This window comes from Microbulbifer variabilis (genome assembly GCF_020524905.1).
GTDB lineage: Bacteria > Pseudomonadota > Gammaproteobacteria > Pseudomonadales > Cellvibrionaceae > Microbulbifer > Microbulbifer variabilis_A.
Genome location: NZ_JAIVKI010000002.1, coordinates 165,319 through 179,618, shown reverse-complemented (window position 1 = coordinate 179,618; position 14,300 = coordinate 165,319). Strand labels below are relative to the sequence as shown.

General features: G+C 48.0%; 11 protein-coding genes. 8 read left to right on the top strand and 3 right to left on the bottom strand.

Translation table 11 applies throughout. The features are described 5' to 3' along the window. Positions 1 to 153: 153 nt before the first annotated feature. The 3 genes from LC073_RS03755 to LC073_RS03745 all read left to right on the top strand — a co-directional run bounded on the left by LC073_RS03755 (position 154) and on the right by LC073_RS03745 (position 3,566). Positions 154 to 891: a YopT-type cysteine protease domain-containing protein gene (locus tag LC073_RS03755; protein ID WP_226643646.1), complete on the top strand. Its 738-nt coding sequence runs from the start codon at positions 154 to 156 to the stop codon at positions 889 to 891. 241 nt (positions 892 to 1,132) lie between these two features. Continuing rightward, a complete protein-coding gene (locus tag LC073_RS03750) occupies positions 1,133 to 2,917 on the top strand; it encodes a DUF885 domain-containing protein (protein ID WP_226643644.1) in 1,785 nt (594 codons plus the stop codon). 148 nt (positions 2,918 to 3,065) lie between these two features. Then, the gene (locus tag LC073_RS03745; RefSeq protein WP_226643641.1) at positions 3,066 to 3,566 is read left to right on the top strand and encodes a GNAT family N-acetyltransferase; all 501 of its coding nucleotides are present in this window, start codon (positions 3,066 to 3,068) and stop codon (positions 3,564 to 3,566) included. 158 nt (positions 3,567 to 3,724) lie between these two features. On the opposite strand, the gene rtcR is transcribed toward LC073_RS03745, so the two are convergent. After that, positions 3,725 to 5,326 carry an RNA repair transcriptional activator RtcR gene (gene rtcR / locus LC073_RS03740; RefSeq protein WP_226643639.1) on the bottom strand — a complete coding sequence of 534 codons (1,602 nt, stop codon included), beginning with the start codon at positions 5,324 to 5,326 and terminating at the stop codon, positions 3,725 to 3,727. 247 nt (positions 5,327 to 5,573) lie between these two features. Here rtcR and LC073_RS03735 point away from each other — a divergent pair, with 247 nt between their 5' ends. The 5 genes from LC073_RS03735 to LC073_RS03715 all read left to right on the top strand — a co-directional run bounded on the left by LC073_RS03735 (position 5,574) and on the right by LC073_RS03715 (position 10,721). After that, entirely contained in the window at positions 5,574 to 6,803 is a 1,230-nt protein-coding gene (locus LC073_RS03735; RefSeq protein ID WP_226643636.1) for an RtcB family protein, read from the top strand. Positions 6,804 to 7,425: 622 nt separating this feature from the next. Next, positions 7,426 to 8,586 carry a slipin family protein gene (locus LC073_RS03730; RefSeq protein ID WP_226643633.1) on the top strand — a complete coding sequence of 387 codons (1,161 nt, stop codon included), beginning with the start codon at positions 7,426 to 7,428 and terminating at the stop codon, positions 8,584 to 8,586. Positions 8,587 to 8,633: 47 nt separating this feature from the next. Beyond that, positions 8,634 to 9,665, top strand: a complete 1,032-nt coding sequence (gene rtcA, locus LC073_RS03725) for an RNA 3'-terminal phosphate cyclase (protein ID WP_226643630.1) — start codon at positions 8,634 to 8,636, stop codon at positions 9,663 to 9,665. Between the two features lie 16 nt (positions 9,666 to 9,681). Beyond that, positions 9,682 to 9,834 (top strand): hypothetical protein, encoded by a 153-nt coding sequence (locus LC073_RS03720; RefSeq protein ID WP_226643628.1) that lies wholly within the window; start codon positions 9,682 to 9,684, stop codon positions 9,832 to 9,834. A gap of 56 nt (positions 9,835 to 9,890) precedes the next feature. Beyond that, on the top strand, positions 9,891 to 10,721 hold the full coding sequence (locus LC073_RS03715; RefSeq protein ID WP_226643626.1) for an amidohydrolase family protein: 831 nt from the start codon (positions 9,891 to 9,893) through the stop codon (positions 10,719 to 10,721). Between the two features lie 133 nt (positions 10,722 to 10,854). Here the strand turns inward: LC073_RS03715 and LC073_RS03710 are convergent, their stop codons facing one another. After that, positions 10,855 to 11,532, bottom strand: coding sequence for a CHRD domain-containing protein (locus LC073_RS03710; RefSeq protein WP_226643623.1), 678 nt, complete (start codon positions 11,530 to 11,532; stop codon positions 10,855 to 10,857). Positions 11,533 to 11,806: 274 nt separating this feature from the next. Continuing rightward, entirely contained in the window at positions 11,807 to 13,657 is a 1,851-nt protein-coding gene (locus LC073_RS03705) for a histidine kinase (RefSeq protein WP_226643621.1), read from the bottom strand. Positions 13,658 to 14,300 lie beyond the last annotated feature (643 nt).

Genomic DNA, 14,300 nt, shown 5'->3' with positions numbered 1-14,300 from the left:
CGATTTAAAAAGCTTTTGTATTTCCTGTTGGCGCTGAAACTTTTCTGCTTCAATGCCGGCCCAATTCGATAAGTGGCGTAGAAAAATTCCACAAAATTTTTAAAAGGGATTTTAAAAGCGCTTTTCTTGCCAAGCAGAAGTGAGAGAATAAAAATGCCTATTTGGGTCGACAAAACAATTCTGAACGTGACCGGCACACGTGTACGACCAGTGCAGCAAGCGGTGCCCAACTACAATGGGCACGTTGTTAAGGACTTCAGTCAGTGCTTCGATCCGGTAAAGGGATTGATTACGGTTCACGAGGATACCTCTGGCGGCGTTTGCGAATCGCTCTCGGCCTTCTGGATGAAGTATCACTCCGAAGGCGGTAGCCTGTGGAGCTGGTTATATCCCAATAACACCCTTGATGAGCGTCATCTTTTTCATGTGATGACCCTACAGCAAGCGGGCATGCACGATAATCAGGACAGGGTTACCGAAGCCTGGCTGGGTGTGCATAACCTGTATCCAGTCAGTCAAAATGTGTTTGGTGGTGCCTTCCCCAATGGACGTGGAGGCAATACGATTCACGGGATCAATAATCCGCGTAGAGCCAATGGACAAAGTGGTTTGTTTTCCCCCAACGCCTTGGCTCGGGAAATCATTCTGGATCAGACTGGCGGTGCGGGTTGCTATAAGAAAATCAGCCTGGATGGCGCCTTCTCCGGCCATACTATGTCTGCTTGGGTAGCGCAGGACATCGCATTCTTCGATCCAAACTTTGGTGAGTTTTGGTTTGAGTCCCGCGCCTCATTCTTTAATTGGTTTACTCAGTCCTTCTGGTATCAGTCCATGTATTCTGCGGGTCTGAGTGGTAGCTATGCTATTCGGTCTTATGCACGCAGGGGCTAACTAGCCACAGATATTGAGGGAGCCGCAGGTATGGCGGTTCCTTTAATGTATTGCACTTCCCGCTTCTGCTCTCACCCAATTTCCCATTTGCTCACCCATAAGTCATAAAACCTTCCTGGTTCCAGGGTCACAGATAGCAATCTCGCCGAGTGTCACTCGTGTTAAGGTTGACCGATCATTACAAAAACACTTTTGAGTGCAACAAACGGAGCACTCGCGAACAGAATTAATGGAGAGTAGCGTGAAATCCGGCAAGGCCTTGGCAAAATACCTCAAGCGGGCATCTGGCTTTATCTTGGTCACTTGGGTGCTGGCTCCCACATCCTGGGCCGCAACGGCAACCGAGCGACTGCAGGATTTGATCGAAGATCACTGGCAGTACTCTTTGCGTGAGAATCCGATAACCGCCGGGCGTATGGGGGTGTCAGAATATAATCGTCAACTGCCTGGGGTGACTACCGAGGATAGAGCGCGTCGATTGAAGACCGAACAAGAGTTACTGCAGCGCCTGCAGTCCATAGATGCCAGCAAACTGGAGAGTTCCGATCAGGTAAATCGAGAATTACTTTCCTGGGTACTGGAAAATTCCATCGAGGCCAATCAGTTATTCTTGAAGCGCATACCGCTTAATACCTTCTCCAGTTTTTTCGGAGAAGCCCTGGATGCGCACCGTGGTCTGGCGATGACCAGCGTCGCCGATTACGAGGATTACATCGCTCGTATCCGCGAGTTTGGCCGCTTCTTCGATGAGAATATTACCAATATGCGCGAGGGTATCCGCACAGGTTTTGTCTTGCCCAAAATAGTGGTACAGGGCATAGCGCCTACGGTGCGAGCCCAGGTTTATAAAGACCCAACTAAAAGCAGCTTGTATAAGCCCTTTACCGAGATGCCTGCTGTAATTACTGCTGAGGAGCAACAACGCCTGCGCAATGCCGGCAAAGAAGCCATTGAACAGGTAGCCATTCCGGCTTTTGACCGTGTAGCAAATTTCCTGGAGGGGGATTACCTGAAAGCCGCCAGCGAAACCCTTGGGGTCGAGCAAATGCCTGGTGGTGAGGATTACTACCGCCACAATATTGGCTATTACGTTACCCTGGATATGGATCCAACAGAAATCCACCGCACAGGTCTTGCCGAAGTGAAGCGCATTCGTGCGGAAATGGAAGCGCTTATCAAAGAGTCTGGTTTTAAGGGTAGCTTTGAAGAATTTACCCATTTTCTTCGCACTGATCCCCAGTTCTATGCAAAAACCCCGGAAGAATTGCTGAAAGAGACTGCCTATATCTCTAAGCGAATCGACTATGTATTACCGGAGTTCTTTAACCTGCTGCCACGCACTCCCTATGGAGTGGTTCCGGTACCCAGCGAAATCGCACCCAACTACACCACGGCTTCCTATAATCCTGCCGCTATCGGTGGCACCCGTGGTGGGGCCTATTGGCTGAATACACACGGCCTGGATCAGCGCCCACTGTATGAGCTTCCTGCCTTAACCCTGCATGAGGCGGTGCCCGGCCACCACCTGCAAGGCGCCCTGTCTCAGGAGCTGGAGAATGTGCCGGATTTCCGCCGTGATCTGTATTTGAGTGCATTTGGTGAAGGATGGGCACTTTACTCCGAGCGCTTGGGCAAGGAGATGGGCATATACACTACTCCCTATGAGCATTTTGGCCGCCTAAGCTATGAAATGTGGCGCGCTGCGCGGTTGGTGATTGATACTGGAATCCACTCCCAGGGCTGGACTCGCCAGCAGGCGCTTGATTTCCTCTCCAGCAATACCTCCCTATCTCCCGCGAATGTACGCGCAGAAGTGGATCGTTATATTTCCTGGCCGGGCCAAGCTCTCTCTTACAAAATGGGAGAAATTAAGATCCGCCAGTTGCGCGCACAGGCGGAAAAGGAGCTGGGAGATAAATTTGATCTTCGCGCTTTCCATGATGCACTGTTAAAAAATGGAGCCCTACCACTCTCCATGTTGGAAGAGCAGGTGCAGCGATTTATTGCCGAGCAGAAAGCCTCTTAAAATATCTAGGCATCACTCGCTTAAAGCGGATGGTGCCTTATCAGGCATATTTTAAGATTCTTAATGTTAAATTACCTATTGATTATTTGAAGCTCTGAATACAATCTCAGCACACAAACTTTTGTAAAATCTATTAAAAAATAAAAATATGATTACCAATTTAGAGACAGAACGACTTTTATTGAAGGCTCCAGGCAAGGACAATCTCTCATTGTATAATTTATTTTATACAGATGAAGAAGCTTCTAGGGATTACGGTGGCCCTCTTTCTCCCATTGAAGTTTGGAATAGGTTAAAAGCTGATCTTGGTTCCTGGTATCTCTGTGGGTTTGGTGTTTGGGTAATAGAAGAAAAATATACAGGGACACAATTAGGTACCTGTGGGTTTTGGCAGGGGATCGGGTGGCCAAGGGAATTAACCTGGTGGCTGTTGCCCGAGGCTAGGGGCAAAGGCATAGCTCACGAGGCTTCTCTTGCGGCTATCAACCACGCCTATACTAATTTCCAGTGGGATTCCGTGGAAACTTATATGAATGATAATAATGTCCCGGCCCGTTCTCTAGTCGAAAGGTTAGGCGGTATCAAGATAAATAGAATTCAGTTTCCAGACGGGCTGTACAGGGATATTTACCAATTACCCAAGAGTTAATTAATAAGGCGTTTTAATACGGTGAGGATAGCACCATATTTTCATCCTGGATGTAAAAGTATTATCGCAGTTACATATTAGTCACTTCTTTTGTTCAACATAAGATTTGGAGATTTGGTCTAATTATTCGGTTTGTATCTTGAAGATATAATAGGGGTTTAGGTTTTAATAAGCTGCTCAAATTTAAGTCCGTATTTCTCCAATAATTGCCTCACCCGGTGAGAATCGTTATTGGATTTTTTGGTGGCGCGACTCACCTGGAATAGTTTGCGACCGGCTTCTGCCATGGAATTGGATTCCTCGCATACCTGGATTAGCCCTGCCAGTTTGATTTGCTCGTAGTAATCCATTTGTTCAAAACTGCCAGGGCCCAGTAACGCTTCGATACGCGCAAAGGGTAGCGATGCTTCATTATTATTTGGGGTTTGCCACTTGAAGCGCAGCCGCTGAATTTCCTCCTCCACCACTTCAGTGGTGATGCGCCCACCATCGGCAAGAGTGCCCATACGCAGGATACTGGCATTAAGGTCGCGGAAGTTAGCGGACCAGCTGGCCTCTGCTGAACGGCCAAAGTTGAGGTACCTCTCCCGTGCCGCTTTATTGAAACTCACCAAGTGGCCGGACTTTCTGGAAAAAGCTTCCAGCTCAAAGTCGATATTGGGTTCCAGGTCTTCAATGCGCTCACGCAGGGAGGGTAGGCGGTAGGTCCATAAGTCGATACGAGCCAGTAGGTCTGCGCGAAACTTACCCTCGCGGCTGAGCTGTACAAGATCCCGGTTGGTGCCAGCGATCAACTGGAAGTGACTGCTCACTTCTTTGTCTGAGCCGAAGGGCATAAAGCGCTTGTGTTCTATGGCTCGCAGCAGCATTGCCTGCTCATCCAGTCCAAATTCACCGATTTCATCCAGAAATAGCAGGCCCTTATCCGCCTCCATTAATAGCCCAGGGCGGTGTGTGGTGGCACCGGTAAAGGCGCCTTTGCGGTGGCCGAATAGGGCGGACATGGCATTCTCGCCGCGCAGGGTAGCGCAGTTTACCGCTACCAGGCCCCCTTCCAATTTTCCCCGTTGCTTGCGTAACTCATAGACACGCTGGGCCAGCTGCGATTTTCCTGCTCCCGTCGGTCCTGTAATCAGAATGGGCGCGTCGGAGCGGATAGAGACCTGCTCCAACTGCTCGATCATCTGATTAAAGGCGAGATTATTCGTCTCAATGCCTCCTTTCAGGTAGGTGGTGCCCTCCTGGTGTTCTCGCTGGAAGCGTGAGGCAATCTGGTCGTACTTGGATAGATCCAAATCGATAATCTGGTACTGACCCGGCAGGTTACTGTTTTTATGTGCAGGAGAAGTTTGCAGCAGGCGCCCAGGGAAATAACCGGCCTCTGTGAGCAGGTATAGGCAGATCTGGGCCACATGGGTGCCAGTCGTGATATGTACCAGGTATTGCTCCCGGTCCGGCTTAAAAGAGTAGTCGCGAGCGAAATCCAGCAGGTTGCTGTACACACTCTCGAAATCCCAGGGGTCATTGAAGTTGACTCGGTGATGGACCACCTCCGTTTCAGGGGAAACGCGTGCAATGTCCTCGGTGACCTGGTCTGCCAGGCTCTTCGAATGGTTGTCGAAAAGGAGTTCCAGCCGATCGATCAGTAGGTCATCGTGCTGACACATGGAGATATTGGGCCGCCACTTATCCCAACGCTTGTCGCCTTTGCCGCGCCGATCCTTAGTGGTACCGAGAATACTGATAGCTACTGTTTTCATGCTATCTAAAATAATAAATAGCTATCTAAAAAGATAGATATCTATTGTTTTCAACTTGGCTAAGGTTTCCTTAGAAATCTACTTATGAAATTATTTTTCTTTTAAAAACAATGACCTACATGATTTCCAGAAGTTTTTTCAAAAGTTGGCACCCAATTCGCTATATCAATGGCAAGAGAAACCCATGAAGTGATAACGCGGTTTCACGAGATTTCAGCGGTTTCATGAGATTTAAAAGGAGCGAGAGATGAAACCATTGCCGTATGAAGTGATGCAGGCAGGTGGGGTACCGATTAAGTCCTGGACCTTAGGTGTGCCCTTTGAAGAAGAAGCCAGGGCTCAGCTCAGAAATATTTCGCAGTTGCCTTTTATCCACAAGTGGGTGGCGGCAATGCCCGATGTACACCTGGGCAAAGGGGCCACCATTGGCAGTGTGGTACCCACCCTGGGCGCGGTAATCCCCGCAGCCGTGGGTGTGGATATTGGCTGCGGCATGATGGCGGTGCGCACCAGCCTCACGGCGGCACAGCTGCCAGATAACCTGGCGGGTGTACGCAATGCCATTGAGCGCGCCGTGCCCCACGGGCGCACTGGTCGGCACCGGGGCAGAGGTAGGGATAAGGGTGCCTGGGAGAATCCGCCAGATGATGCACTAGCCGGTTGGGCGCCTTTGGCAGCGCCGTTTGAGTTGCTCAGGGAGAAGCACCCAGTACTTAAAAATACCAATAATATCAATCACTTGGGGACTCTTGGCACCGGTAACCATTTTATTGAGATGTGTCTCGATGAGCACGGCAGTGTGTGGCTGATGTTACATAGTGGTTCTCGCGGTGTGGGTAACCGTATTGGCACTTACTTTATCGAGAAAGCCAAGCGGGATATGGAGCGTTGGCATATTCATTTGCCGGATAGCGACTTGGCCTATTTCCCCGAGGGCACAGAGCATTTCGATGACTATGTGCAGGCGGTAGAGTGGGCACAGGAATTTGCTCGCATCAATCGCGAGGTCATGATGGCGCGTACTATCGGCGCGGTGAAGCAGGCACTGGGCATGGATTTTGAGGCGCGTATGGAGGCGGTTAACTGCCACCACAATTACGTTTCCCACGAGCACCACTACGGCAAGGATGTACTGGTAACCCGCAAGGGAGCTGTAAGGGCGCGTGTTGATGAAATGGGCATTATTCCCGGAAGTATGGGGGCCAAGTCTTTTATTGTGCGGGGGTTAGGAAACGAAGAAAGCTTCTGCAGCTGTAGCCATGGTGCCGGGCGGGTGATGTCCCGTACCAAGGCGAAAAAACTGGTATCCCTGGAAGAGCATCGCGCGGCTACTGTCGACGTGGAATGCCGTAAAGACGAAGGTGTGATCGACGAAACCCCATCGGCCTACAAACCTATTGAGAAGGTTATGGCAGCACAACAAGACCTGGTGGAAATCGTTTACACCCTCAAGCAGGTAGTCTGCGTCAAAGGATAGTCAGCGCTGGCCACGGAAAGGCCTTTAGTAGTGAGGAATGTCGGAAGTTACGCCCAAAGGGCAGGCTCTCCGCAAACAAGTTTGAATGTTTTGTCCCAGTCAGCGGAGCCGGTTCTGTATGCCGGCCTGACACCATCGTCGCTGGCGGCAGGTGTATCCACTGGAACAACACTCAAACGCTAACTTTGTAGCTCAATTGGTAGAGCAACCGTTTTATCGGTTTGTTACAGGTTCAATTCCTGTCAAAGTCATGTCGTCTGGAAAGCGACCTTAAGGAAAGGCGAGAGCCTGGGGTTCGAACCCCTACAAAGAAGTCCTCTTTGTTGAAATCTATCCGGGGCCCACTGTGTCTATGGTTTGGACTGTTGGATTTTGCATCAATGGTCAAATACAAAGGCACACCGGTGACAGTGTCGCCTTGCGTGGGTTTGCGTTGTGCGAGTGGATTACAGGATTTGCATTGATTCTATTTTAGCCAGGGATATTGGCTGTGTTACCCGGGAGGGGTGAATGAAGAACTCCGCAAAACCGCTGTAATTTGCTCCACTGTGTACAAGCGTTGGGCCACCCTGTGATCGAGTGGGCCCCACCCAAAGGAATAAAAAGATAAGAGATCAGAGAAATGAAATCTCTCTTTAAAATATGGAAGATTGTGGATGTAGCCGATAGCGAGAGAGCATTACTGTTTCGGCGTAGCCGCTTTGAAAGAGTGCTACCTCCAGGGCGTCACCGAATCTGGCTGCTTTCTGGTGATGTGCGAGTGGAAACTTATGATATTACCGAAGTGGTTTTTGATGCGATCAAGGCAAAGTTCCTACTGAACACTTACGGAGAAATACTGGGAGAGTATTTGCAGTCCTATGAGCTGTCAGATCACCAAGTCGGCCTTTTCTATCGGGATGGTCACTTGGTGGACATCCTTCCTCCCGGTACTTACCGTGCTGTATGGAAGGGTATTGAAACCGTGCGTGTGGGTATTGTGGATATCTCTGAGGAATACTCAATTGATGAGCAAGTACTAGGGCTCCTCGGTCGGGGTGTTCGCGCAAATCAAATGCGCATTGCCGCACAGGCGATTAGCTACAATGAAATCCCCGATGAGCACGTAGGCCTTTTGGTTGTAAACGGCAAGCTAGAAAAAGTTCTGCAACCTGGTCGTTATGGCTTCTGGAAATACAATCGCTCTATTGCAGTAAAATTAATGGATATGCGTCTGCAAACTATTGAAGTGAGTGGCCAGGAAATACTTACCAAAGATCGGGTAAGTTTGCGTATCAACCTGAGTGGAAGTTTCAAAATTACTGATCCACAGCGGTTGGCATTAAAGCTTAGTGACTACAAAAACTATATTTATCGTGAACTACAACTGTATCTGCGAGAAGCGGTGGGTACCCAGACTCTGGATAGTTTATTAGCAGATAAAGATCGCCTGAATATTGTCATTGCAACAGGTATCCGAAAAAAACTAGCTGAGTATGGTATCGAGATTGTCAGTGTGGGAGTGAAAGATATTATTTTACCCGGTGATATGAAGATGATTCTCAATCAAGTGGTAGAAGCACAAAAAGAATCTGAAGCGAATTTAATAAAGCGACGTGAAGAGACCCAGGCTATGCGATCCCTGCATAATACTGCCAAGATGATGGATAACAATCCTACATTGCTGCGTTTAAAAGAATTGGAGTCTCTGGAAAGGGTTAGTAATCGCATCGATAAAATTTCAGTTTATGGCGGCCTAGAAGGTGTGCTTAATGATCTGGTGAAACTACGCTCAACTGCTTGATGAAAAAAATCAACTGAATTATTTAATAGTAAGAAAGGAATCAATTAGTGATTGAGATAGACGGCGCCCAGGGGGAGGGCGGCGGGCAGATTTTACGAATCTCTCTGACTTTGTCCATGTGCCTGGGGGTAGCGGTTCGTATAAAAAATATTCGCAGAGGCCGTGAAAAGCCAGGTCTGTTACGTCAGCATCTTGCCTGTTTGCGAGCAGCAAAAACGATCAGCAATGCCGAAGTCTCAGGCGAGCAGCTGGGGGCTGTAGAAGTGACGTTCATACCGGGAAAGGTGCAATCCGGTGAATATCATTTTCCGATTGGCTCAGCCGGCAGCACCAGTTTGGTATTGCAAACGGTGCTTTTGCCACTTTTATTTGCAGATGGCATTAGTGAGCTGTGTTTGGAGGGGGGTACCCATAATAAAAAGGCACCGAGTTTCGACTTTATTAAACAGGTCTATTTACCACTGTTAGCTCGAATGGGTGCGGGAGTGGAAGTGGAGCTACAGGATTATGGCTTTTATCCTGCTGGTGGTGGTTCTTGGCGCACACGTATCCAGCCTCTTACCTCACTGTCGGAACTGGACCTGACTGAGAGGGGCGAATCACTGGGCCGTAAAGCCCTAGCGATTTCCGCAAGTATTCCGGCACATGTTGGTCAGCGTGAATTGGCTCAGGTTAGTAAGCTTTGTGGTTGGCCGGATGAGCATTTACAGCGAATACAAGTGTTCTCCCAAGGGCCAGGTAATCTCCTGTCGTTACGTTTGCAGTTTGAACAGATAGTAGAAATTTTTGACTCGATGGGGGAGCAAGGCGTAAGTGCTGAACGCGTTGCCCAGCGTGCAATCCGGCAGATGCATCGGTACTTAAAAGCTGGTGTGCCGGTAGGTGAGCACCTGGCCGATCAGTTAATACTGCCTATGGCTCTTGGTAAAGGCGGTCGCTTCCACACTTTAAAACCGAGTCAGCACCTACTGACGAATATTCAGGTGATCAAGCGAATTACCGGCGCCAGGATAGACCTACGTGAAATGAGCGAAGATTGTTGGGAAGTGACTGTGGAGACAAAGCTCGTCGATCTGTGAACATTTTTGGGATTAAATGGATTTAGTACCTGATCCAGATCCATTCTTTGCTTGCTTCTTTACAGGAGAAAGGGGAGATAAAGCTGAGTTTGAATCTTGTGCTGGTATGCAGAAGTTACTTATCCAAACTATGCTTTTAATTCGGCAATATTTATTAAAGCCGATATGAGAATCTGGAAATGCTAATAGTAATAAGTGTTTTTCAAGAATTAACTTCTTGATTTTATGCGAGTCGATAGTCACCTTCATATTTGGGATTTAAGTCGTGGCGACTACTCCTGGATTAATGAGAAACTACCAATCCTAAATCGTAGTTATCTGCCGGATGAGTATGAGCCACTTATACAGAAACATGGTATTGAACGTTCGGTGCTGATCCAGGCGGCGGAAACAGATGCAGAAACTGACTACCTGTTAGCTTTGGCAGATAAATATAATTTTATAGCCGGAGTTGTGGGGTGGGTTGATATGGCCAGTAAGCAGGTAGGGTCTAGACTCAATGAATTGAAAAGAAATTCAAAATTTCTTGGAATTCGGCCAATATTACAGGATATGCCAGATAGTAACTGGATTCTGAGGGAAAAATTAGGTCGATGCTTCAAGTGGTTGGAGATTAATGAGAAAGCTTTTGATGCGCTTGTCCGCCCCAGGCATTTCGCAGCACTGCTCACTCTATCTAAACGTTATCCTCGATTGAGAATAGTGATTGATCATTGCGGGCAGCCGGAGATAAGCAATAAAAATGATTTGTTTTGGTATCAGGGCATAGAAGAGTTAGCATTAAGAAAGAATATCTACTGCAAGCTTTCATGTTTTCCAATTTTAACAGAAATTGTGGCTGAAAGATTAGCGATCGAACCCTATTTTCAGCATATTCTCCAATACTTTGGCGCTCATCGAATCATGTGGGGAAGCAATTGGCCAGTAGTAAATTTGGTATGTAATTTTTCAACTTGGTTTCATGTCACTAATCAGTTGCTAAGTTCACTGCATGTATCACAACAAGAAGCAATCTATGGGGGCAGTGCTCAAACCTTCTATAAACTAGTGGATTAAAGACTCTTTCGTTGAAGGGTGAATCTCTGGAGATACATTTACTTTGCGCATCAAGGTTTTAAAACTGCTCGATAATACTTCCAGAGATTCTTGTAAAAAGAAACGTTTGCGAGTGGCTTGATTAGTTGAGGTTTCACTTGCTCTTTTCTAACAGCCCGGTAACTTCGCCCTTTGGATTCATTTGGGTATGTAAGTTTACGTAAACCTTACCTCCCATTAAATCTCCGCGGTACTGCTCTTCTACAAGCCATTTTCCCATAATAGCGCCGCTGGTACCTGTGGAGCATTTTGCCTCAAGTCCCTGGCGACCCTGATTGGCTTTGGTTGATGGCCAATCGGGGGTTTTACCCGGTTGTGTAGGCATGCCGCAGATGGTTTGAATAACTGGGGCGCTGGGGCTGCCAGGTTTGCATATCGCTGGTTCTTTACCCTCACCTGAACAGCGAAGGTGGAAATGTGACATGGATACCCCTGACCCGGAAAGGTTTTGATATCCGATCATAAAGTTCAGCATATGGGTTTGTTGATTATAAACGCCTAAGAAATAACCACGGGCATCGGCGGGTGTTTGCTTATCCACGGCATTATTACTGAGTATCTTTTCTTCTCCTGGTGTGAGATTAGCTTTGAAAATGTAATAATTATTATTTTCGCCAGCCTCGGACCAAGCATTTTTATCCGAAGATTGTTCGGTGCCCGTTTGGTTTTTTTCTTTCTTTGCCTGAGGATCAGCGAAGGTAAAGGCTGAATAGATAGATAGAAAAAAGGTTAGGATGAAAGAGGTAAGTGTTGAAAAAGTATGCAATTTCATAAGTAGTGCTTCTTAATTAGATGACTCGTTCAATCATATAGTTTGTGGCGAAAGCTGGGTTGGCTGGCGTCCAACACTACCCATTTTCACGATTACTTCCTGAAGAAGTATCCATGTTTGAACCACAGGGTACTTGTAGCATAAGAAGGGGAGGGCAGCCTTTCTAAGAAATCTTAAAGGCGACAACTTGAATATTTGATTCTTATTAAGTTTGAATACAAATTCTAAAGATTGATTAAACGACATTAACTCCAGGGGGAAGCCTTATAATGAATCAAGCGGTATCCCGCCAAATCACTTCTCGCTCCCTTGCATAGTGAGGCACAAATTGAAAACGCACTTCTGTCCCGCCCTCTTGGCGCCGGCGGATTTTCAATTTGCCATTTAAATTGCTGGCACGCTCCTGCATGATCGACATACCGAAGTGATTACGTTTCTCCGGCAGACTACTGATTCCAACACCATTATCGCGAATATGCACATTGAGGGCATGGTTTTCAGCCTGGGTCAGGCTAATCTGGATCATATCTCCTTGAGAGTGATACACAGCGTTCTGAGTGGCTTCGCGCACTAGTTGCAGTAAATGAATCTCCTCGTGGGGCGTGAAAGGCACTTCGTCCAGGTGGTAGTCCAACAGAATGGTGATTTGTGGGTGCTGCTGCCGGTAGGCGAGGATGGATTGCTCCAATATATTGCGCAGGCCGCCGGGACCAATTTGTAGGCGGAAGGTGGTGAGCAGCTCGCGAAGCTGTCGATAAGAAGAATCCAGGCCTTCCCTCAGCTCAGTGATAATTTCCTCCACCTGGGCCTTGTCCACCCGTTCGCTAAGGTTGGCGCGACTGAGCCGGGTTACCTGGATTTTCAGATAGGAGAGGGACTGGGCCAGGGAATCGTGTAGTTCGCGCGCAATAATGGCACGCTCGTCGAGCAGAGCTACACGGCGGTCTTGAGCCTCGCGTTCATTGATAGCGATGGCAGCGGTAACGCTATCGGCGAATGTGGCCAGACGTTGCAGCTGTTCTTCATCCAGGTCCTTGCCCTGAGGCAGGGTGCAAGTCAGCACACCATAGTTGCGTTTATCCACCTCCAGGGGGAAACGGTGGATGTGAAAGCTGCCCTCATCGGATGGCCCACAGCTACTCACACAGATTCTGCATTCGTAGCTCTCACAGTGGTTATATCCTTTTCCCTCTACCAGGTGCTCGTAGGGTGCCTCGCCCTCCGGGGTCATCAGACACAAGTCGAGGTTATCCAGGTCTGCCACATTGGCAAACTCCTCTAACCATTTACCTAGTTCAGCGCCGGCTAGAGGCCCCTCGCTGATACGCCGCGCCAGGCGGTACTGGAAATCCAAGGCCTCATGGCTTTTTTGTAACTGTTCAGTTTTCAGTTCTACGCGCTTGGCCAGCTGTTGATGGGTCGCATGGATCTCGTCGCTCATGTAGTTGATGGTGCGCGCGAGCACCCCGAGTTCATCCTCGCTATCGATTTCCAGGCGATGTTGATGGAAGTTGCCCTGGGCGATGCTCAGTGAACGGCTGGTAAGTTGTTTGAGAGGCAGTTCCACCGAGCGATGCAGAATATAAAGAGACAGGTAGACAAGTACTACGATAGCGAACAGTGAGCCCAGCTGCACCAAGCGCAATAGGCTGATTTTCTCCTCGGCGATAGTTTGGTAGTCAAATACCAGGGTATCGACATCGCCGATAAAGGGCTCTAAGTAGGTGGCTAGTTGCAGGGAATCCATGGATAAGCGACCGGCGGCAATGGATTCCAGTAGCGGGCGAATCTCCCGCTCCCAGCTCCCAATCACTTTGCGATAGTTACGTGCTGCGCGTAAGTTGTCGCTGGCGCTGAAGTCAGAAATGCTAAGGACACGTGCCAGGCGCTTGGCGACTTCGTCGGCAAGATCAGCTGTTGCCTGTACATTACCGGAGGGCGCTGTGGCCGAGAGCCGATAACTCATAGCGCGTAGGGAGCCTGCAAGGTTTACTGCGGCAGCGTCGTTCTCGGCCGCATCGGAGATCACATAGGATGCTACCATGGAGCTGAGGGCCACCAGAACGGTGAGTAACATCAGCGTGCCGATGCGGTAAACAATAGACTGTTGTATTCGGTTCAGCATACTGACTTCGCTTCTTCCCTGATTGGCTATTATTCCTAGCCACTGAATGTCTTTCCTTGCTGTGCAACTGTGTGAGTCGCAGCGGGTAATAGTAAAGCTCTGTCAGTTTTCTACAATATCAAAGTCCTGAGCTTCTAACTGATTTTGGTTTTTAGAGAGTATTTAGGGGTACTTCTCACACTTGACGTAGATCAAGATCCGTTGAAATACCTCCATTACACTTCCGTTATCGAAAGCGATTACACTCTTAAGGCCACTTCTTAGTCTGTGTAATAGCTAGGCAGATCGATGTTGCCACAGAAATTGATATTTTCAGATAGTTCAAAATAAATTTCGTTCTTTTGGAATGGGATATGCATTGATTGCCGAAATAGGAGTGAGATATTTTTTTGTAGTAATAAAGAAATGATGCTTTAAAGAATTTCTTATTCACTACGGAGAGTCCGCAGTTTTATAAAAAATTTTACCAGTACCTTTTATCCTTATTAGGAATTCATGCACAAACTTAGTGCACCTAAAATATTTTTCAGAATTACTTGGATACGTTTGCGAGAAGGTTTACCGGTTTATCTGATAAGCATGTATGGAAATTATGGAAACAGTTCGCAATTTTTACTAAGTCAATAGGTTACTTGTGAGGCAT

Coding starts and splice junctions, on each gene's coding strand:
- LC073_RS03745 (WP_226643641.1), top strand. CDS start 3,066: ATGATTACCAATTTAGAGACAGAACGACTTTTATTGAAGGCTCCAGGC.
- LC073_RS03710 (WP_226643623.1), bottom strand. CDS start 11,532: ATGAAATTGCATACTTTTTCAACACTTACCTCTTTCATCCTAACCTTT.
- LC073_RS03730 (WP_226643633.1), top strand. CDS start 7,426: ATGAAATCTCTCTTTAAAATATGGAAGATTGTGGATGTAGCCGATAGC.
- LC073_RS03735 (WP_226643636.1), top strand. CDS start 5,574: ATGAAACCATTGCCGTATGAAGTGATGCAGGCAGGTGGGGTACCGATT.
- LC073_RS03720 (WP_226643628.1), top strand. CDS start 9,682: ATGGATTTAGTACCTGATCCAGATCCATTCTTTGCTTGCTTCTTTACA.
- LC073_RS03755 (WP_226643646.1), top strand. CDS start 154: ATGCCTATTTGGGTCGACAAAACAATTCTGAACGTGACCGGCACACGT.
- rtcR (WP_226643639.1), bottom strand. CDS start 5,326: ATGAAAACAGTAGCTATCAGTATTCTCGGTACCACTAAGGATCGGCGC.
- LC073_RS03715 (WP_226643626.1), top strand. CDS start 9,891: ATGCGAGTCGATAGTCACCTTCATATTTGGGATTTAAGTCGTGGCGAC.
- LC073_RS03705 (WP_226643621.1), bottom strand. CDS start 13,657: ATGCTGAACCGAATACAACAGTCTATTGTTTACCGCATCGGCACGCTG.